The sequence below is a fragment of the Streptomyces sp. NPDC107498 genome (assembly GCF_055582805.1).
Map to the genome: position 1 here is coordinate 332,720 of NZ_JBVJPE010000002.1, position 19,142 is coordinate 351,861.

At 72.9% G+C, this 19,142-nt stretch carries 11 protein-coding genes; 5 read left to right on the forward strand and 6 right to left on the reverse strand.

Annotated features, from left to right (window positions below; genetic code table 11):
- Positions 1-43 precede the first annotated feature (43 nt).
- The 3 genes from ACZ66Z_RS04720 to ACZ66Z_RS04730 all read left to right on the forward strand — a co-directional run bounded on the left by ACZ66Z_RS04720 (position 44) and on the right by ACZ66Z_RS04730 (position 4,172).
- Entirely contained in the window at positions 44-2,461 is a 2,418-nt protein-coding gene (locus ACZ66Z_RS04720; RefSeq protein WP_469932541.1) for a bifunctional serine/threonine-protein kinase/ABC transporter substrate-binding protein, read from the forward strand.
- A 179-nt stretch (positions 2,462-2,640) separates the two neighbouring features.
- Entirely contained in the window at positions 2,641-3,162 is a 522-nt protein-coding gene (locus ACZ66Z_RS04725) for an SMI1/KNR4 family protein (protein WP_469932542.1), read from the forward strand.
- A gap of 323 nt (positions 3,163-3,485) precedes the next feature.
- The gene (locus ACZ66Z_RS04730) at positions 3,486-4,172 is read left to right on the forward strand and encodes a hypothetical protein (RefSeq protein ID WP_469932543.1); all 687 of its coding nucleotides are present in this window, start codon (positions 3,486-3,488) and stop codon (positions 4,170-4,172) included.
- A gap of 13 nt (positions 4,173-4,185) precedes the next feature.
- Here the strand turns inward: ACZ66Z_RS04730 and ACZ66Z_RS04735 are convergent, their stop codons facing one another.
- The 5 genes from ACZ66Z_RS04735 to ACZ66Z_RS04755 all read right to left on the reverse strand — a co-directional run bounded on the left by ACZ66Z_RS04735 (position 4,186) and on the right by ACZ66Z_RS04755 (position 13,374).
- A complete protein-coding gene (locus tag ACZ66Z_RS04735; protein WP_469932544.1) occupies positions 4,186-5,184 on the reverse strand; it encodes a transcriptional regulator TrmB in 999 nt (332 codons plus the stop codon).
- A gap of 137 nt (positions 5,185-5,321) precedes the next feature.
- On the reverse strand, positions 5,322-9,056 hold the full coding sequence (locus ACZ66Z_RS04740; protein WP_469932545.1) for a S8 family serine peptidase: 3,735 nt from the start codon (positions 9,054-9,056) through the stop codon (positions 5,322-5,324).
- 199 nt (positions 9,057-9,255) lie between these two features.
- Positions 9,256-10,623 (reverse strand): glutamate decarboxylase, encoded by a 1,368-nt coding sequence (locus tag ACZ66Z_RS04745; RefSeq protein WP_469932546.1) that lies wholly within the window; start codon positions 10,621-10,623, stop codon positions 9,256-9,258.
- Between the two features lie 235 nt (positions 10,624-10,858).
- Positions 10,859-12,217: an alkaline phosphatase gene (locus tag ACZ66Z_RS04750; RefSeq protein WP_469932547.1), complete on the reverse strand. Its 1,359-nt coding sequence runs from the start codon at positions 12,215-12,217 to the stop codon at positions 10,859-10,861.
- A 434-nt stretch (positions 12,218-12,651) separates the two neighbouring features.
- Positions 12,652-13,374, reverse strand: a complete 723-nt coding sequence (locus ACZ66Z_RS04755; protein WP_469932548.1) for a TetR/AcrR family transcriptional regulator — start codon at positions 13,372-13,374, stop codon at positions 12,652-12,654.
- Positions 13,375-13,547: 173 nt separating this feature from the next.
- On the opposite strand from ACZ66Z_RS04755, the gene ACZ66Z_RS04760 reads away from it, so the two are divergent.
- Together ACZ66Z_RS04760 and ACZ66Z_RS04765 are read left to right on the forward strand one after the other, a co-directional pair.
- Entirely contained in the window at positions 13,548-15,284 is a 1,737-nt protein-coding gene (locus ACZ66Z_RS04760) for an amidase (RefSeq protein ID WP_469932549.1), read from the forward strand.
- A gap of 95 nt (positions 15,285-15,379) precedes the next feature.
- Entirely contained in the window at positions 15,380-16,006 is a 627-nt protein-coding gene (locus tag ACZ66Z_RS04765; protein WP_469932550.1) for an aldehyde dehydrogenase family protein, read from the forward strand.
- A gap of 352 nt (positions 16,007-16,358) precedes the next feature.
- On the opposite strand, the gene ACZ66Z_RS04770 is transcribed toward ACZ66Z_RS04765, so the two are convergent.
- Positions 16,359-19,046 carry an FAD/NAD(P)-binding protein gene (locus ACZ66Z_RS04770; protein ID WP_469932736.1) on the reverse strand — a complete coding sequence of 896 codons (2,688 nt, stop codon included), beginning with the start codon at positions 19,044-19,046 and terminating at the stop codon, positions 16,359-16,361.
- Between the last annotated feature and the right edge of the window lie 96 nt (positions 19,047-19,142).

The following is a 19,142-nucleotide window of genomic DNA, read 5'->3' on the forward strand; positions in this document are numbered from 1 at the left end:
TCTTCCGTCCCCTGATCGGCTCATCAGGGCCTAGAGTGTGCGCGTGACCGAGCAGAACCACGAACTCATCGCCGGCCGGTACCAACTGGTCGAACGTATCGGACAAGGCGGCATGGGCCGGGTCTGGCGTGGTCTCGACCAGCAGCTCTTCGGGCGCGAGGTCGCCGTCAAGGAAATCGTCTTCCCACCGGGCATGGACGACGACGCCCGTGAGTCGCTGCTCCGGCGATTCACGGGCGAGGCGCGCGCGGCGGTCACTCTCAGCCATCCGGGGGTCATCACCGTCCATGACGTCGTGGAGCATCACGGCGCTCCGGTCATCGTCATGGAGCTGGTACGCGGCCGGTCCCTGGCCGCCGCGATCCACAGCCAAGGCCGGCTGCCCGTACGGCGCGTGGCCGAGATCGGCGCCGCCGTCCTCGACGCGCTGACCGCGGCGCACGGGGCGCGGATCGTCCACCGCGACATCAAGCCGGACAACGTGCTCCTGGCCAAGGACCGTGTCGTCCTGACCGACTTCGGCATCGCCCACCTCGCGGACGCCACGACCAAGCTGAGCCACAGCGGGATCGTCATCGGCACGCCGCAGTACATGTCGCCGGAACAACTGGACGGCAAGCGCCCGACCCCGGCCAACGACCTGTGGGCGCTCGGCGCCACCCTGTACCACGCCGTCGAGGGGCACCCCCCGTTCGAGGCGGAGGGTCTCCACGCCCTCGCCGTGGCCGTGTTCACCCGCCCGCACCGGCCGCCGGTCCACGCCGGTCCGCTCGCGCCCGTGCTGGACGCCCTCCTCACCAAGGACCCGGCACGACGCGTGGGCGCCGCGGAAGCGGCCGAGATGCTCAGGGACGTACTGATCTCCGCCCCGCCCCGCCCCGACGCGCCCCACGGGCACGGCACCGCACGGGAATCCGGGCCGGACGGCGGACCGGTGCCCCTCCCCGATCCGACGGCGGCTCCGGCACCGGGCGCGGCGGTGGAGCCCTCCTCCGCACCGACGATGCCGAAGCGGGCCCCCTCGTCGACACCGCCCGTGGCGACCCCCACGGTCCCGGACTCCTCCGGGGCCGGTGCGGGCTCCCCGCGTCACCCCGTGCCGGACCGGCCCACGGTCCCGCCGGTCGTCGTCATCCCGGACGAGCGGCGGGGCACGCTCGGCACGACGGCCCGATCAGAGCGGGGAGACGGGGCGTCCGCAGGAGGGCGGGGCCTCACCCGGCGCTCCGCGGTCCTGGGTACGGCACTCGCCGTGCTCGCCACGGGGTCCCTCCTGACCTGGTCCCTCACCCGCGACGACGACGCGCGGAGCGGCGGCCGGGCGGGGGGCGGCGGGGCGGCGGCGTCCCCCGTCACGGTGAGGATCGGGGTGGACGCGCCCCTCAGCGGCGGACTCGCCTCGATGGGCACCGGCATCAGGAACTCCGCCGAACTGGCGGTCAGGACCGCCAACGAAACCGGACACGTTCCCGGTGTGACCTTCGAGATCACGGCCGTGGACGACGGGGCCGACCCCGCCGAGGGCGCGGCCAACGCCGCCCGGTTCGTGTCCGACGACAAGCTGGTGGGGGTGGTCGGCCCGCTCAACTCCGGCGTCGCCCGCACTCTGGTGCCGGCGCTGTCACGCGCGGGCGTCGTCAACGTGTCACCGGGCAACACCGACCCGGCCCTGACACTGGGCCCCGACTGGGCGTCGGGCACCCGCGTCCGTCCGTACTCCACCTACTTCCGGACGATCGGCACGGACGCCGACCAGGGTCCGTTCGCCGCCCGGTACCTGCACGGGGCCGGGAAGAGCAAGCTCTACGTCGTCGACGACGCGAGCAGCCACGGCACCGCCCTCACCTCCGGCCTCACGGCCGAGTGGAAGAAGCTCGGGGGGACCGTCGTCGGCACCGAGCAGGTGGATCCCGCGGAACGCTCCTTCGCGGGCCTCGCCGTCAGGGTGCGGTCCTCGGGCGCCGAAGCCGTCTACTTCGGCGGCTACTACGACACCGCGGCACCGTTGTCCCGACAGCTCAAGCAGGCGGGGGTGACCGTCCCCCTGATGGGCGGCGACGGCATCTTCGACCAGCAGTACCTCACGGAGAACCCTCGGGCCGACGGTGACCTCGCGACCCAGATCGGCGCACCCGCGACGGAGTCGGCGGCGGGACGCGACTTCCTGACGCGGTACGGCGAAGCGGGCTACTCCCAGCCGGCCGGCTGGTACGGCCCCTACGCCTACGACGCGACCTGGGCCCTCATCGAAGCGGTGAAGGCCGTCGTGAAGGGGGAGGGCGGCACGCCCGCCCACGGCATCCGGGCGGAACTGCCGCGAGCCGTGGAGCAGCTGTCCTTCGACGGCGTCACCGGTCGCGTCGCCTTCGAGGGGGGCGACACCGTCAACCGCCGACTGACGGTGTACCGGGTGGACGGCGGAAGCTGGCGGGCCGGGACGACCGGACCTTCCGCCCCCTGACGGGGCGCCCCCGCCGTTCATGACGCCCGGCTCGGGTGGGGCGGGCCCTCATCGGCACCCCCGCGACCGAGCCGTCAGTTCACCGCGGACCGGGCGTCACGCGACTGCGCCGAAGTCCTGCTGCCGGTTCTCCCGTCGTGGGCACGGCATCGGCTCGAAGTGCTGGAAGGAGCCCAGAGGTGACAACGCTTTCGGAGATACGGGCCCTGTTGGGCGAACCCCGGTTCAACTGGTCGGACCCGGCACCGTGGATCGAACTGGAGCGGGAACTCGGCGTCGAGTTCCCCGCGGACTTCCACGAGATCGTCGATGCCTACGGTTCGATCACGATCAACGGGCAGTTGTACCTGAAGCACCCCGCCGGTCGTCTTCTGCACGATCTGGGAACGATGATCAGGCAGGACCTCGAGTTCTGGCGCGAGGAGGACATGGCCGAGTTCCTGCCGGACCCGGCAGGGACGAACCCCGGTGAACTGCTGCCGGTGGCGACGGCCACGACGGGAGAGATGGTTTTCCTCCGCGTTCCCGACGCACCCTCGTCGCCCTGGCGCGTCCTGGTCCAGGAGATGGACAGCCCGTCGTGGACCCTCTACGAGATGACGTTCGGCGCATGGCTGCTGGCCTATCTCGAGGGGAGCGACGTGACGTTGTGCGCTCGCGACCGCGCGCCTGACGGACCGTCCTACGAGTTCCTTCCCTAGATTCCGGTGAGATCGACGGAGCCCCGCCACCCCGGCGGGGCTCCTGTCGTTCACGGGGTGCTCCGCGCGACCGAGGGCCGGGACGATCAGGGACGCCCCGCCGCCGGCCGTCACCACGATCTCCGGCGCGGGGGCCTCGTCAGCCACGGTCAGCGCCTTCGTCACGCGGGCAGAGCTTCCGCCGGAATTCCCAGGGCCCCGCGGCGGGGCCGTGACGCCGGGGCACGCGGTCACGAGGTCCGCCGGACGCCCATCGGCCCGCTATATCGTCCGAGTGCAGGACGACGACCGACATTCCGCACTCGACGTGAGGGGTCTCCACCGTGACCGGAACCATCCCCGAACCCGCCGGGAGCCCGAGTCGGCCCGAGCCCCTCGGCGAGGCCCGCTGGCCCATGGCCATGGCCGTCGTCACGGCCATGGTGCTGACCCTCCTGCTCCCCGACGACCTGCGTCTGGCGCCCCGTTGGGTGCTCCCGACCGTCGAGGGGCTGCTGCTCCTCGCGCTCGTCGCCGGCGACCCGGGCCGGATCGACCGGCGGTCGACGGTCCTGCGCGGCCTGTCGATCGCCCTGGTGGGCGTTCTCGCGCTCAGCGCCGTCTGGTCCACGGTGCAGCTGGTCGACGACATCCTTCACGGCGGCGAGGAGACCAGCTCCGCCGTCGGCCTTCTGCAGTCGGGCGGCACGGTCTGGGCCTGTACCGTCCTGGCCTTCTCCTTGCTGTACTTCGAACTCGACAGCGGCGGGGCCGCCGCCCGTGCCCACCGCCTCCCCCGCACGCCCGCGCTCGCCTTCCCCCAGCAGCTCAACCCCGAACTGGCACGTGCCCACTGGCGGCCGCGCTACGTCGACTACCTCTACCTCGGGTTGACCAACGCCACCGCGTTCAGCCCCACCGACGTGATGCCCCTGGCGCCCTGGGCCAAGGTCGCCATGGGCGTCCAGTCCCTCGTCTCGCTGCTCGTTCTCGGTCTGGTGGTCGCCCGCGCCGTCAACGTCCTCACCTGACGCGGTGGTGCGGTCAGGTTCCCGCGGGCTCCGCCCAGCCGTTCCGCACGGCGTGGGCGCCCAGCTGCATCCGGGTCCTGACGCCGGCCAGGTCCATGAGGTGCCGCAGGCGCCGGTGCAGGGTACGCGGCGAGAGGCCGAGCCGGGCCGCGGCCGTCAGGTCCGTGAGGCCGGCCAGGAGCAGCCCGAGGATCTGGCGGTCGAGTTCGGTCGGGCCCTGCGGGTCCGCCTCGACGACGGCTTCGGACTCGCCTCCCCCGTTCGACAGCTCAAGTGGGCGGGCCGTGCGCCACACCGTCTCGAACAGGGCGTCCATCGCGTCCAGCAGGCCACTGCGGTGCAGCAGCACGGCGCCGGGCTCTCCCGCCGGGGTGACCGCGAGCGGGACCAGGCCGAGATCGGCGTCGGCCAGCACGAGCTTCATCGGCACGTGGTCCGCGACCCGCAGTCGTACGCCGTTGCGCAGGGAGTCGAGGGCGTCGTGGACGATGCCCGGCTCGGCCAGCACCTCGCGGTCCAGTACGGCGCGGAAGAGCACGCCTCGGTCCAGGGCCATGGGCTCGGCCGTGTTCTCGTCGGGCGGCAGGGCGACGAACGGTGCGGTGATGAAGGAGCGGACCTGTGTCCTGGCCGCCTGCTGCACCTGGAGGAAACGGTGCCTGATGGCGTCGACGCCGGTCACGACCTCGATCAGATCGGTGATGCTGCTGCCCGTCGTCGCGGCGCGGTGTTCCTCGGCGAAGGCGGCCAGCGCCTGCTCGGCCGTGCGCAGTCCGTCCCGGCGCTGGCTGATGAGGGCGCCGAGGGCCATGGCCGGCGGTGCGGCGGTGAACCGGGCGTCCGCCGACCTGGTGGCGAGGCCCCACTCGACCAGGCGCGACAGTGCCCTGCCGACGTGGGCGCGGGACAGCACGAGCAGGTCCGAGAGGAGGACCGCGGTGGTGCCCGGGTGCCCGATCAGCGCCCGGTAGACGCGTTCGTCGTCGGGGCCGAGGCCCAGGGCATCCAGCATCGGCGATCGACCCCCTTCCGCTTGCCTCGGCGGGGAGAGTATGCGCCACGGCGGCGGAGCGCGGAAAGTCCCTGCTGGAAGCGGGTGCGAGAGGAGGGGCCCCGGGGTGTCGCCGCCCCGGGGCCCGACGGTACGGCTCATCGCAGGCCGTACGCCCGGATGATCTCGTTCCTGACGCCGAAGCCCCGGTCCGTCTCGGCGCCCGCGCGGAGCGAGACGAAGCCGCCGGGCTTCCCGGCGGTCCTGAACGCACCCGTCCAGGAGCCGTCGGTGCCCTCGGTCAGGGTCACCTTCCGCCAGGTCGCGCCGTCGTCGTACGAGACGTCCAGCGTCACCCCGGTGACCTCGCCCGGCACCGTGCCCAGGTCCGTCGACACCGGCTTGAGCGTGATCTCCTGGGCCGCGTTCGCCTTCACGTCACCGTGCAGGTCCGTACCCAGCCGGTAGTCCAGGTTCAGCGCCGAGAACGGCTCGAAGGAGTCCGCGTCGACGGTGTCGGACCTGAAGGTCCACTCGGTGTGGGTGCGCGTCGACAGCCGGAAGAGGCCGGCGGGCCGTTCCGCGTCGAGCACGGCGCGATAGGGGAGGTCACCGGCCGGCACCTCCACCCACTGCATGTCCGAGCCGTTCGGGTTGTCGTGGATCAGCGTGTCGCCCTGGAGGATCCGCAGGCGGGTCGGCGTCTCGCCCCACGGCAGGTAGCCGCCGAGCCGCAGGGTGTCGCTCGCGGAGGCCCAGGGCTGCACGTTCCAGGTCATGCGGTTCTGCCAGCGGGAGTTGTGGACGCCGAAGGACTCGCTCTGGCCCGGCCGGGTCACCGGGGCGAACCAGTCCAGCCGGGTGGTGCTGCCCTTGGCGTACGCGTTGTCACCCGACACCATCGACCACGGCAGGGCCGTGTCGACGCCCTGGGTGTGGAACTCCCGCCAGACCTGACCGGGGGTCACCCATTCGGTACGGGTGCCCGGGTGCCACTCGGCCTCGGGGAGGTTGAACGACGGGCTGAGGGTGAAGTCGGACCGGTAGCCCTCGGCCGCGCGGCCGCCCGCCGCCGCGTAGTAGCGGGCGTCGATCCGGGCGAGATCGGCCTTGCCGGGCTCGTACACCAGTGGCCGGTCCGGCACCAGGCCGGGATAGTCCCGGGTCAGGTCGTAGACGAACGGCGTGTACCGGGTCTGCTTCACGGTCAGTCCGAGGTTGCCGGCCCTGGCCCTCGCGACGAGGGCCCGGCCCGCGTCGCGGTGCACGGTGGCGACCGGGATGCCGGACGCGCCGATGTTCTCCATCAGGCCGCCGACACCGTCGTTGACCACGATCAGGGCCCTCGCCCCGGCCGCGACCGCGGCGGCGACGCGCTCCTCCGGCGAGACTCCGTCGCTCCGTTCGACGACGGCGACCTTGCCCCGGGCTCCGGTCCGCTCGTAGTCGGCGGCCGCGCCGACGCCCGCGTAGACGGCGCTCAGCCGGTCCGTGCCGGTGCCCAGGGCACTGCCGCCCTGCACCAGCGTCTCGAAATGGAGCCGGCCGTCCACCGTGCTGAGGCCGAGCTGCGGCTCGCCCTTGCGCCAGCGGGTGACGAGCGTGAACTCGCCCCGGGTCATGGGCTGCGTCGGCGCGACGTAGACGTCGTCGTACGTCGGCGGCAGCACGTACGCGCCGCGGTAGTCCGTCCACGGGTCGAAGCCGGTGTAGTGGACGTTGAAGTCGACCTTGCGCTGGCGGTCCTGGGTCCGCTGCGGCGCCTCGGTCCGCAGCAGGCGTGCCTTGCTCGCGTCGAGGACCACGTCCGCGGAGGCGTCGTCGAGCACGGTCTCCGGATCGACGAGGACGGCCAGGCCCGAGCGGTCCGTCTGCTCGCCGGCCACGTCGAGGTAGGCGGCGACGGTGTACAGGCCGGGTGCCATGCGCACGGTGGTGGAGCCGTCGACGTGGAACGACCAGGGCCAGCCGTCGCCGGCCAGGTTGACCGAGACCCAGCCGGCGGCGGGCCTGCCGTCCCGGCCGACCAGTTTGATGTTCAGGTCGTGGCGCTCCTCCTCCTTCAGCAGCGCCACGGAGGTGCGGGCCACCGGCTGTCCCGTGCTCGCGTCGGTGGCGACCACGTGGCCGACGTGCCGTCCGGGCGCGGCGCTTCGCGGGTCGCCGGTCACCGGGACGGCGGCGGAGCCGCCCGCCGGGACGGTCACCGTGTCGGCGCCCAGCGCGAACGGGCCGCCGGCGGCGGTCAGCGCGAGGTTCAGCGTGACGTCGGCGGAACCGGAGTTGGTGAAGGCGAGCTCCTTCGTGACGGCGCCGTCGCCCGGCTCGTGCGGCCAGGTGTGGTTGCCGAAGAAGAGCGGTCCGGTGGCGCGGACCGTGGTGCGCACCGCGGCGGCCGCGTCGAGACGGCCGGTGCCGACCTCGTACGGCGAGTACGCGTCGCCGAGGCCCTTCGCGGTGCTCATCAGGTGTTCCTTGAGCTGCGCACCGGTCCAGTCCGGGTGTCGCTGGGCCAGCAGGGCCGCCGCGCCGACGACGTGCGGGGTGGCCATCGAGGTGCCGCTGAGGGTGCGGTAGAGGCCCTCGCCGCCGTCGGTCATCTGCTGCGAGCGGGCCGCGGTGATGTCCACGCCCGGCGCCGCGATGTCCGGCTTCATGCCGCCGGAGTACGCCAGCGGGCCGGTGCTGGAGAAGGACGCGAGCCGGTCCTGCTTGTCCGTGGCCGCCACGGTCAGCGCCGCGGCGGCCGCGCCCGGGGCGGAGATGCTCTCCGGGCCCGCGTTGCCGGCGGCTATGACGAACAGCGTGCCGTACTGCGCGGAGAGCGCGTCGACCATCTGCGACATCGGGTCGCTGCCGTCGGTGGGGTAGGAGTCGCCCAGGCTCATGTTGACGACGTCGGCGCCCGACTCGGCGGCCCATTGCATGCCGGCCATGACCCAGGAGTCCTGGCCCTGACCCTCCGCGCCGCCGAGCACCTTGCCGACGTACAGGTCGGCACCGGGCGCGACACCCTTGTTGTCGCCCCCGGAGGCGGCGCCCGAGCCGACGATCGTGCCGGCCACGTGCGTGCCGTGCCCGTTGACGTCGGTGACTGCCTCACCCGGCACGAAGCTGGTCGTGCCGTCGATCAGTCCGGCGAAGTCGGGGTGGTCGACGTCGATGCCGGTGTCGAGCACCGCCACCTTGACGCCCTTGCCGGTGTATCCGGCCGCCCAGGCGTCGGGCGCGCCGATCAGCGGCACGCTCTCCTTCAGGTCGGCCTTCACGCGCCCGTCGAGCCACAGCTTCGCCACGCCCGCGCCCAACCGCGTGCCGCCCCGCGGCGCGACGGCGTTCCAGAAGGTGCGGGCCTGCCGCTTCTCGGTGCTGAGCCCGGCGCCGCCGATGCCCTTGAGCGGGTGGGTCAGCCTGCTGCCCCGGGGGGCCGTCGGCACGACGGCCCCCCGGGACGTCGACCGGGTGTAGGTCGCGATCAGCGGCACCGCGGACGACTTCTTGTCGTCGTATCCCATCTCGATCAGGTCGGTGACGTTGAACAGCCGCCGGTCCAGTGTGCCCGCGCCCAGCGGTGACACGGCCTCGTCGGGGATGACGAACAGATCGCCCCCGGTCTGCTGGAGCCGTACGCCGCCCACGGCACCGTCCGGCCGGTCGACGTCGGCGGTCCGCCGGCCGTCGGCGGTCGTGGTGACCGTGACCACGTCGCCGGTGACCAGGGTGACCCGGTGGGTGGACGGGGGTTCGGCGGGGACGGCCGGCCTGCTCGGAGCGGCCTGTGCGGGCGCGTGCAGAACGGCGAGCCCCGACAGCACGAGAGGCACCGCTGCGGCGCCCGACAGCAACCGCCGACGCCTGCGGCGGACGGCGGAGGAAGGGGGGAGGGAGTACATGCCAAGGGTCTATCGACCGGCGAACGCCGTCAGGAAGACTCCGTGGCGGCAAGTCCTCGCCATGGCAAAGGCTTGCCAGCCGCGAACCGTGCGATTCCGGACAGAAAGAGCTTTCCCTCGCACGAAGGGTCGCGGGCGGAACGAGTCTTCTCGTCCCGCCGACGTGCGACGGGGTGCGGCGCCGCAACGGCGCCGCGCCTCAGTAACCGGTGCCGCGCTTGACCTTGGCCCGCTCGGCGTCGTGCGTCGTGCCCTTGTCGTCCAGGGTGCGGCAGGCATCGGTGATGTCCTGACTCAGGCGGTCGATGTGTTCGCGGCTCAGGGTCTCCTTGACGAGGGCACGCATGATCTTCACCCGCTCCGCGTTGGGCGGGAGCGTGTACGCCGGCACCATCCACCCGCGCTCGGCGGAAAGCTGCCAGGCGATGTCGGATTCGTCGTAGGAGTGCTTTCCGGCGAGGCGGAACGCGACGAGGGGCAGTTGTTCGAGGTCGCTGCCGATCACTTCGAACCGGCCGCTGCTCCGCAGGTTGTCCGCCAGTACGCGGGCGTTCTCCTGCATCATCTTCATGACGTAGGTGTAGCCCTGGCGTCCGAGGCGCACGAAGTTGTAGTACTGCGCGAGCACCATCGACGCGCCGGTGGAGAAGTTCAGCGTGAACGTGGCGTCGGTCTTGCCCAGGTAGTTCTCGTAGAACACGAGGTCCTCGGCCAGGTCGGACTCCTCGCGGAAGATCAGCCATCCGATACCGGGATAGACCAGGCCGTATTTGTGGCCCGAGACGTTGATCGAACGGACCTGCTCGAGACGGAAGTCCCATGGGGAGTCCGGGTAGAGGAAGGGCCACACGAACGCGCCGCTGGCGCCGTCGACGTGGATCGGAATGTCGAGGTCCCGTTCCTGGCGGATTTCCCGCAGGAGCTTGTCGATGCCGACGACGTCGTCCTTGTGGCCGGTGAACGTGGTGCCGAGGACGGCGACGACACCGATCGTGTTCTCGTCGAGGTGGGGTTCCACGTCCTCCGGGCCGATCGTGTACTTGCCCTCCGCGAGCGGTACGATCCGCGGCTCGACGTCGAAGTAGCGGCAGAACTTCTCCCACACCACGTGGACGTCCCCGCCGAAGATCAGGTTGGGCCGGTCGGCCGACAGACCGGCGGCCTCGCGGCGCTCGCGCCACTTCCACTTCAGCGACAGCGCTCCGAGCATGATCGCCTCGGACGAGCCCTGGGTCCGGCACCCGGTGGCCGTCCCGCCCGGCGCGTGGAAGAGATCGGCGAGCATGCGCACACAGCGCTGCTCGATCTCGGCGGAGATGGGGTACTCCGCGTGGTCGATGAAATTGCGGTGGAGGTTCTCGGCGATCAGCCGCTGCGCCTCCGGCTCCATCCACGTGGTGACGAACGTGGCGAGATTGCGCTGCGGGTCGCCCTCCATGGCGAGGTCCACGTCCACGAGCCTCATCGCGTCCGTCGCGGTCATGCCGCCCTCGGGGAACTTGTCCGAGGGAGCGGGTGCGGTCAGGAATCGGTTGCCGAAAAGAACCGCGTCATCACGCTTTGTCATGCAACGATTCAAACAGCGCGGATTCCCGCCCCCGCCGAGGACACGCCGGGACGCAACCGCCGTCACCACGACTCGTCGGGCCGGCCGCCGTGGTCCTCCACCGTGTTCGCGATCGACGCGGGGAGCGCGTCGGTCCGGGCGCGGCCCTCGGCACCTGGATCCGCCCCGGCGGACCGGACACGAGGGAGGGGGAGCCCGGTGGCCGGACTCCCCCTCCCTCCCGGGTTCGACGGATTCAGCGCAGGCGGAGCGCCTCGCTGATGGTGGTGAAGAGGTCGGTCTGGTTGGTGACGCCGAGGACGCGGTACGCCTTCGGGCCCTGCGCGGCGATGCGGACCTGCACGCCGGTGTGCTCCTGGGACTGACCCGGGGTGTTGGTCGAGTAGTTGACCTTCAGCTGCTGGCCCTCGTCGGTGACCAGCGTGGAGGACAGGCCGGGCGGGGTGGCCTCCAGCGGGACGATCTGGCTGGTGTGGCCGTGGTCGGCGGTGGTGACGACGAGGGTGTCGGGGTGCTTGGCCGCGTAGTCGCGGGCGAGCTTCACCGCGCGGTCGAAGGCGGCCGTCTCGCCGATCTGGCCGCAGGGGTCGGCGGCGTGGTCCTGCTTGTCGATCGAGGCGCCCTCGATCTGGAGGAAGAAGCCCTGCTCGGAGCGCTTCTGCTTGGCCTCCAGGAGCTGGATCGCCTTGGCGGCGGAGTCCACGAGGCTCGGGGTGGTCGCCGGGCGGTTCGGGTTGGTGGTGGCGCAGCGCTGCGGGTCGGTGCCGCCGACGGCGGCGGGCTTGCCGGTCCACTCGACCGGCACGTTGCCGGGCGCGAAGAGGCCGAGCACCGGCCGGCCGGGCTTCAGGCCCCGCAGGCCGGCGTCGTCGGTGACGACCTGGTAGCCGAGCTTCTGCGCCTGCTCGGTGACGGTGAGGCCCTTGTAGGCGCCGTCGGTGACCTTCTGGTCGAAGCGCTTCTTGCCGCCGCCGAAGAGGACGTCGACCCTGTGATCGACCGACTGCTCGGCGATGGAGCCGGGGCCGCCGGCCGCGATGGTGTCGGTCGGGCACTTGGCCATGTCGGCCGGGCCCTGGCAGGAGCGGTCGGTGGCGTGGGAGGCGAGCACGGCCGGGGTGGCGTCGGTCAGCTCGGCGGTGGTGACGCTGCCGGTGGCGTACCCCTTCTTCTGGGCGAGCTCCAGGAGGGTGGGGACGGCCTTGTCGGTGCCGGGCGTCTTGGAGATGCGGCCGTTGACCGTCTTCACGCCGGTGGCCCAGCCGCTGCCGCTGGCGGCGGAGTCGGTGACGTAGTCCGGGGTGCCGTCCTCGTGCACCGCGTAGGTGGTGTACGAGCCGGTGAGCGGGAACTTGTCCATGTTCAGGCGGCCGTCGGCGCCGACCGTGTAGTCACGGGCGAGGGTGATCTCCGAGTCGCCCATGCCGTCGCCGATGAGCAGGATGACGTTCTTCGCCTTGCCGCCCTTGATCGCCGCCCTCGCCTGCTGAGCGCTGTCGAACGCCCCGGCGGTCGACGTGACGGCCACGGCCGCGACGGTCGCGGCGACCAGGGCGGTGGCGACAGCGAGCTGACGGCGGGTGGGCTTGGGCATGGAAACCTCATTCTCGATGCAAGGAACTGCCGATGCGGTGACCGGCGTGGGGCCAGAGCATCAGGCGCAGGCGAAGAGGAGGTGAACGGCGAGTCGAACATGCGTTTACCGAACGCGTCCAGATCGCCCGCACCCTCGCCCGGGAACCCCGCGAGCCGCTCCTCGACGAACCCACGAACCACCTGGACGTCCGACACCAGCCGGCCCTGGTCTCCGGCTTGCGTCTCACCGCCGTCGTCGCCCTGCGCGACCCGGACGGGTACCGGATCCGGGGCGGCGCTCCGGAGTCCTGGGCCGCGGGCCCCTGGAGGGGGTGCCCGGTCGAGGTGGAGTGCGGTCACCGTCCGCTGCCGGGTTCCCGTGGACGAAGCCGGCGGTCATGCTGTCGGGCGCGGTCCGTCCCATGGCCGTGGGACCGGCGGCTCCGTCCGTCGTCAGTGCCGGTCGGCAGGACGCAGTTCGCGTTCGAGGGCGGCCAGGGCGAACGCATGTGCGGAGGTGTGCCGCCAGCGGGAGCGTCCGAACATCACGTCCTCGGAGAGCCCGCTCAGCATGGCCACGGCCCGGACGGTGAACTCGGGGAGGTCCACGTCGGCGAAGTGTCCCAGGTCCCGGCCCTCACGGACGATGGCCTCCAGGCGTTCGTCCCAGCCGTCCAGCAGCTCGGTGAGGACCTTCCGGCCCGCTTCGTCGTGGCGCTGGGCCAGCACCTGCGTCCACAGCGCGTAGCGTTCGTCGTCCTGGTCGCGGGGCAGGTAGAAGCGGACGAACAGGTCCAGTTTCTCGGCGGGTGACCCGGCCCGGTCGACGGCCCGCTGGAACCGGTCCCAGAGGTCCGCCTGGCTCCAGGCGAGGACTTCGAGCAGGAGCCGGTCCTTCTTGCCGAAGTGGTACAGGATGTGCCCGGTGCTCATGCCGGCCCGCGCGGCGATGTCCGACATCCGCAGGCCCGCCGTGCCCTTCTCGGCGATGACGCTGATGGCGGCCCGCATGGCCCGCCCCCGCGCCTCGTCCCCACTGGGCTGACGTTTCCTGTCGATCGGGACCCGGGCCGCGGGTCGGGAGGCGGCGCCGGTCTTCGGGCCCGCCGCTCCGGTCGCGCCCCTCGGCGGGAGGAGGGGGTCGGACGGCGCGGGCCCCGTCTCGGACGTCGGCATGAACCCTCTCTCAGTTCCGGAAGCACGGGTGACCAGTCTAGATTCCAAGAATCTAGATTCTTAATCTAGACTGAAAATCTAGTCCGTGCGAGGGTGTGACGGCCGACCGTGCACGGTCGCCCTCGACGGTCGGCGGGACCGCCTGCCCCACCCCTTACTCAGGAGACACCCACATGACGTGCGGATTCGATGTCGTGGAGACCCGTATCGCCGACCTGCGCGCGGCGCTGGAGAAGGGCGAGACGACCGCGGTCGATCTGCTCGACGCCTACCTCGCGCGGATCGAGGCGTACGACCGGCCCGGTACGGCCACCGCCCTGAACGCGATGGTCGTGATGAACCCGCGCGCCCGCGAGGAGGCGGAGGCGTCCGACGCCCGCCGCGCCCGCGGCGAGACGCTGGGCCCGCTGGACGGCATCCCGTACACCGCCAAGGACAGCTACCTCGCCGAGGGGCTCACCGCCGCCTCCGGCTCCCCGGCGTTCGAGCACCTCGTCGCCCAGCGCGACGCCTTCGCCATCGAGCGGCTGCGCGCGGGCGGCGCGGTCCTCATCGGCCTGACCAACATGCCGCCGATGGCGAACGGCGGCATGCAGCGCGGCGTGTACGGCCGCGCGGAGAGCCCGTACAGCGCCGACTGGCTCACCAGCGCCTACGGCTCCGGCTCCTCCAACGGCTCCGGCACCGCGACGGCGGCGTCCTTCGGCGCGTTCGGCCTCGGCGAGGAGACCTGGTCCTCGGGCCGCGCCCCCGCCTCGAACAACGCGCTGTGCGCCTACACCCCCAGCCGCGGCGTGATCTCGGTACGCGGCAACTGGCCGCTCGTGCCGACGATGGACGTCGTGGTCCCGCACACCCGCACCATGGCCGACCTGCTCGAACTGCTCGACGTCATCGTCGCCGACGACCCGCACACGCGCGGGGACCTGTGGCGCGCGCAGCCGTGGGTGGAGCTGCCCCCGGCCTCGCAGGTGCGTCCCGCCTCCTACCCGGCCCTCGCGCCCGCCGACGCCGGGGCCGCCGCCTCCGCGCTCGCCGGGAAGCGTGTGGGCGTCCCCCGGATGTACATCAACGCCGACCCCGCCGCCGGAACGAACCCCGACGGAGGCATCGGCGGCCAGACCGGGCAGCGCATCGACACGCGCCCCTCGGTGATCACCCTGTGGGAAGCCGCACGCCGCGATCTGGAGGCCGCCGGCGCCGAGGTGGTCGAGGTCGACTTCCCCGTGGTCTCGAACTACGAGTCCGACCGCCCCGGAGCCCCGTCGCTGCTCACCCGCGGTCTGGTCAGCCGCGAGTACCTCGCCTTCGAGATCGAGGACCTGTCCGCCTGGGCCTGGGACGACTTCCTGCGTGCCAACGGCGACCCGGCGCTCTCCACCCTGGCCGACGTCGACGGCGACCGCATCTGGCCCAAGCAGGAGGGCGAACTGCCCGACCGGTACGAGGGCTTCGACGACACGATCGGCGACTACCCCCGCTTCGTGCGCGAACGCCCGTACGCCTCCCTCGCCGACATGCCGCTCCTGGAGGAGGGGCTGCGCGGCCTCGAGGAGACGCGCCGCGTCGACCTGGAGCTGTGGATGGACGGGCTGGGCCTGGATGCGGTGGTCTTCCCCGCGGTGGCCGACGTGGGCCCCGCGGACATGGACGTGAACGTGGCCTCCGCCGACCTCGGCTGGCGCAACGGCGTCTGGGTCGCCAACGGCAACCTGGTCCCCCGCCACCTCGGCATCCCGACCGTGACCGTGCCCATGGGCACCATGACGGACACCGGCATGCCCGTCGGGCTGACCTTCGCCGGCCGCGCCTACGACGACAACGCCCTGCTGACCCTCGCGGCGGCCTTCGAGAAGACCGGCGACCGGCGCACGACACCGCCGCGCACGCCGCGCCTGCCGGCGGAGTGACCTGAGGGACCGGGGGTGCGGCGTTCGGCCCCGCCCCCTCGCCCTCCCCGCGGTCGGACCAGTGCTCGCCGATCACGCGGGGCGGTTCCGCCGGGGTGTCGGCGGGACGGGCGGCGGCCGGGCCGCCTCCCTGGCCCGGGTCGCCTTCGACGACGCGGGCCAGGACTGCACCGCCCCACCCGCTTCCTGGTCCACGTCCGCGTCCACGACGCCTTTCTGGACGCCCTCGCCGACGCCGCCCGCGCACTGCGCCCGGCACCGACCTCGGTCCGCTCGACAACGCCGCCCGGCTCGCCCCGGTCCGCGCCCTGCTCGACCGGCTGCCCGATCACGCCCGGATCGTCGCGGGTGGGACACAGCCTGCCCGTTCCGGCTTCTTCCACGCCCCCACCGCCGTCGCCGGGGCACGCCAGGACGACGAGATCGTCCAGGAGGAGATCTTCGGACCCGTCGTGACCGTGCAGCCGTTCACCGACGAGACCGAGGCCCTGCAGCCGACCGACGACGTCCGCTTCGGGCTCGCCGCGAGCGTGTGGACCAGGGACCACGACCGGACGATGCGGGCGGCCAGGGCCCTGCACACCGGGATCGTGTGGGTGAACGCCCACGGCACCACGGTCCCCGAGATGTCGCACGGCGGGGTCGAGCGCTCCGGCTACGGCAGCGACCTGTCCCTCTCCGGCCTCCTCGACCACACCCGGCCCGAGCACGTGATGATCTGAGCCCTGGTCACCTCCCCTGCGGAGGTGTCCCAGCGCGTCGACAGCGTGCCGCGGACCGACCGGAAAGATCGTGGAGGGACGGCAGTCGTGCGGGCGACCGGTCGCGGCCGGCGCACTGACGCCGGGCCGGCGGCTGCTGCGCGTCCGGTCCGGCCACCTGCCCCACGGCACCGTCGGCCGTACCGACGCGCTCCGACGAGCCGCGGACACCGGGCACCACGACCTCGGCCATGGGCACGCCACGTAGTCACGAGCCCCCTGACCACTCCCCCGGCGCCGACTTCACGCACTCCACAGCGATGGCCGCCACCGCCCGTCGGGGAAGCGCGGGACCCGCTTCCTTTCCCGTCCGTCAGAGGCTCAGTCCGGCCAGTCTGCGCCGGTCGAGCGGGGACGCGCGACGATCGAGGCGTTGTTCGAGGAGGTGGCGGGCGGTGTCGCTGTGTCCCGCCTCCACCAGCGCGTACAGCAGGGTCTCCTCGACGACCTCGCGCTGTGCCGCGCTGCCTCCCACGCGGCGCAGCGAGGGCAGCAGTCCGCGCAGTTCCCGCACCGCGGTGGCCCACTCCTCCTCCAGGACCGCTTCCAGCGCGCTGCACAGCGGGACGACGACCTCCCGCTGCACCGGGTCCGCGCCGGCCGCGTGTGTGCGCAGGCGACGGAGTGCGGGGAGGTCGCCGGCGGCGGCGAGGGCGACGGCGCCGTGCAGGGCCGTGAACGCGGTCGAGGGACGTTCGACCAGATCGCGGGCGACCGCGTCGAGCACGCCGTCGACGGGGACGCGACCGGTCCAGTTCCGGGACATGCGGGCCCGCCACAGCAGGGAGCCGGAGTCGACGAGGGCCCGCACCCCGTTCACCCGGGCCGGGGCGAGCTGAGCGAACCAGCGGCGGCGCACCGCCGCGGAGTCGTCGAGGGCCAGTTCGTGGAGCGCCACGTGCCAGGAGAAGTGCGCCCGGTGCACGGCGCCCCGCCCCTGGCCGCCGATCCAGCCGTCGAGCCAGTCCCGGCCGGTGCGGTGCGCACCGGACTCGTAGTGGACGTGGGCGAGGGCGTGCACGGCGTGGCCGGAGGCGGGTTGTGCGGCGAGTGCTGCCTGAGCGAGCTCACCGGCCTCCTCGATCCTTCCCTGCTCCTGCCGGACGAAGGAGAGGAGCGAGGTGTGGAACCAGTGCCCTTCGTAGGCGGCCGCGGTCCGTTCCACCAGACCGAGGGCCAGCGTGCCGTCGAGATCCGCGACGCCGGAGAAGGCGATGGTGGGGACGGCGACGCCGAGCGCGAACGCGTCGGCGGGGAAGCGGCCGAGGTGGTCGACGAGCGCCGTGTCACCGTCGCCCCTTCCGTCGCCCGCGGCGCCCGCGGGGGCTTCGTGCTCCCTGATGCGGCGGGTGACGACGTCGACGAACGACCGCTCCCGTTCGTCGCCGCGTTCCTGCACGCTGCGCTGGGCGTCCGCAAGCTCCCGGGCGACGTCGACGTCCGCTCCGCACTCGTGGCCGAGCAGGGCGAGAGCGGCGTGCCCCAGCGCGAACCCGGGGTCCAGTTCGGTGGCGCGCGCGAACGGCTCGGCCGCCTTCGCCCGTACGGTGATCACCCGGGCGAGTCCACAGCGGAAGGACGCCGCGGCTGCGGCATGGGTGGACAGCGGCAGCCCGAACTGGTCGGTGGGCCGGCGGCGTACCGACCGGGGGGCGCTGGCGAGCGGGGCGAGTACGGCCTCTGCGACCTCCTTGGCCTGGTGACGGATCTCGGGGATCGCGGTCGTCTCCCACAGCTCGCCCCGGCGGGGCGCGCCCAGGGTGAACAGCGGCCGCTCCAGGCGCCCTCGGGCGTCGAGCAACCTGCCGCCGCCGGTGCACACGCCGATGCCCAGAGGTCCGGGTACGGCGAGGCCGTCGGACAGCAGCCCGCTCCACAGCGAGTCGCCGCCGGCGTCGGCCCGCAGCCCCGGCCCCGTACAGTCCACCACCCATGCCACGCCCAACTCGCGGCCGTCGGCGAGGGAGACGATCAGGCCGCCGTCCTCTTGCGGTGCCGCGGAGGCGACCCGGTCGGCGTGGACGCGGAGCCTGCGGGCGGCACGCGCCCGGGCGACGGTCTCGGCGGTGGAGGGTGCCATGCGATGCCGGTGCACGTTCCACAGGGTGGCGTCACGGCCGAGGAACTCGGCCCGCTCGTCGTCGGTGAGGCCCTGCCAGAGTCGTACGATCTCGGGCCGCAGCCCGTCGAGGGCGGGCCGCCAGTCGCCGTGGGTGCGGCGCGTGGCGGCGAAATGCCGCGTCAGCTCCCTGCGAAGACGGTGGAACGGGAGAGCGGCGAGGCCCGGCGGCGGCGGTGCGGGGGGCAGCGGGGCGACCGCGTGCGGCTGGGGAAGCAGCCCGCCCCGGGACACGGCGTGCACCGTGCGGCCGGGGCGGTCGAGGACGAGCGCGAGATCGACGGCGGTGAGGCCGGTGCCGACGAGGAGGACGTCGTCCGACTCGCCGACGGCGTCGAGCGCGCCCGGCGCCCAGGGGCGGGGGACGAACCGGTCGGAGGCGACCAGCTCGGCCGGGGCCCAGCCGGACCGGCCCGCCGCGGGCCCGGTGGCGAGGACCACGCTGTCCGCCGTCACCGTGCCGCCGTCGGCGAGCTTGAGCTCCAGACGCCCCCCGGGCGCGTCGGCACACCCCACCGCCCTGGTGCGCAGCCGCCGTACGGAGACCGTGCCGCGGGCCGTGATGACGGCCCGGCCGAGCGTGTCGGCGAGATACGAGCCGTAGCGGTACCGGGACGCGAAGTCCGCCGCGGTGACGGTGGATTCGCCGTGCCGACAGAGCCAGCGCCGGAAGTGGCCCGGGTCGTCCGGGTAGCAGCTCATGCCGCCGACGGGCACGTTGAGCCGGTGCTCGGGAACCTCGGTGGCGTACGCGGTGCCCCGGCCCGCCTCCGGCGCGGGGTCGACGAGGATCAGATCGAGCGGGACACGGCGTCGGGCCGCCCCTTCGCACAGTTGGACGGCGACGAGCGCACCGGCCGCGCCCGCGCCGACGACTGCCACGGTCGGTCGAGGACGGGCGGCCTCGGCGGACGGCGAGGACACGACGGGCACCACGGACACCTCCGGCCAGGGCGGGTACTGCACGACAAAGTTCAC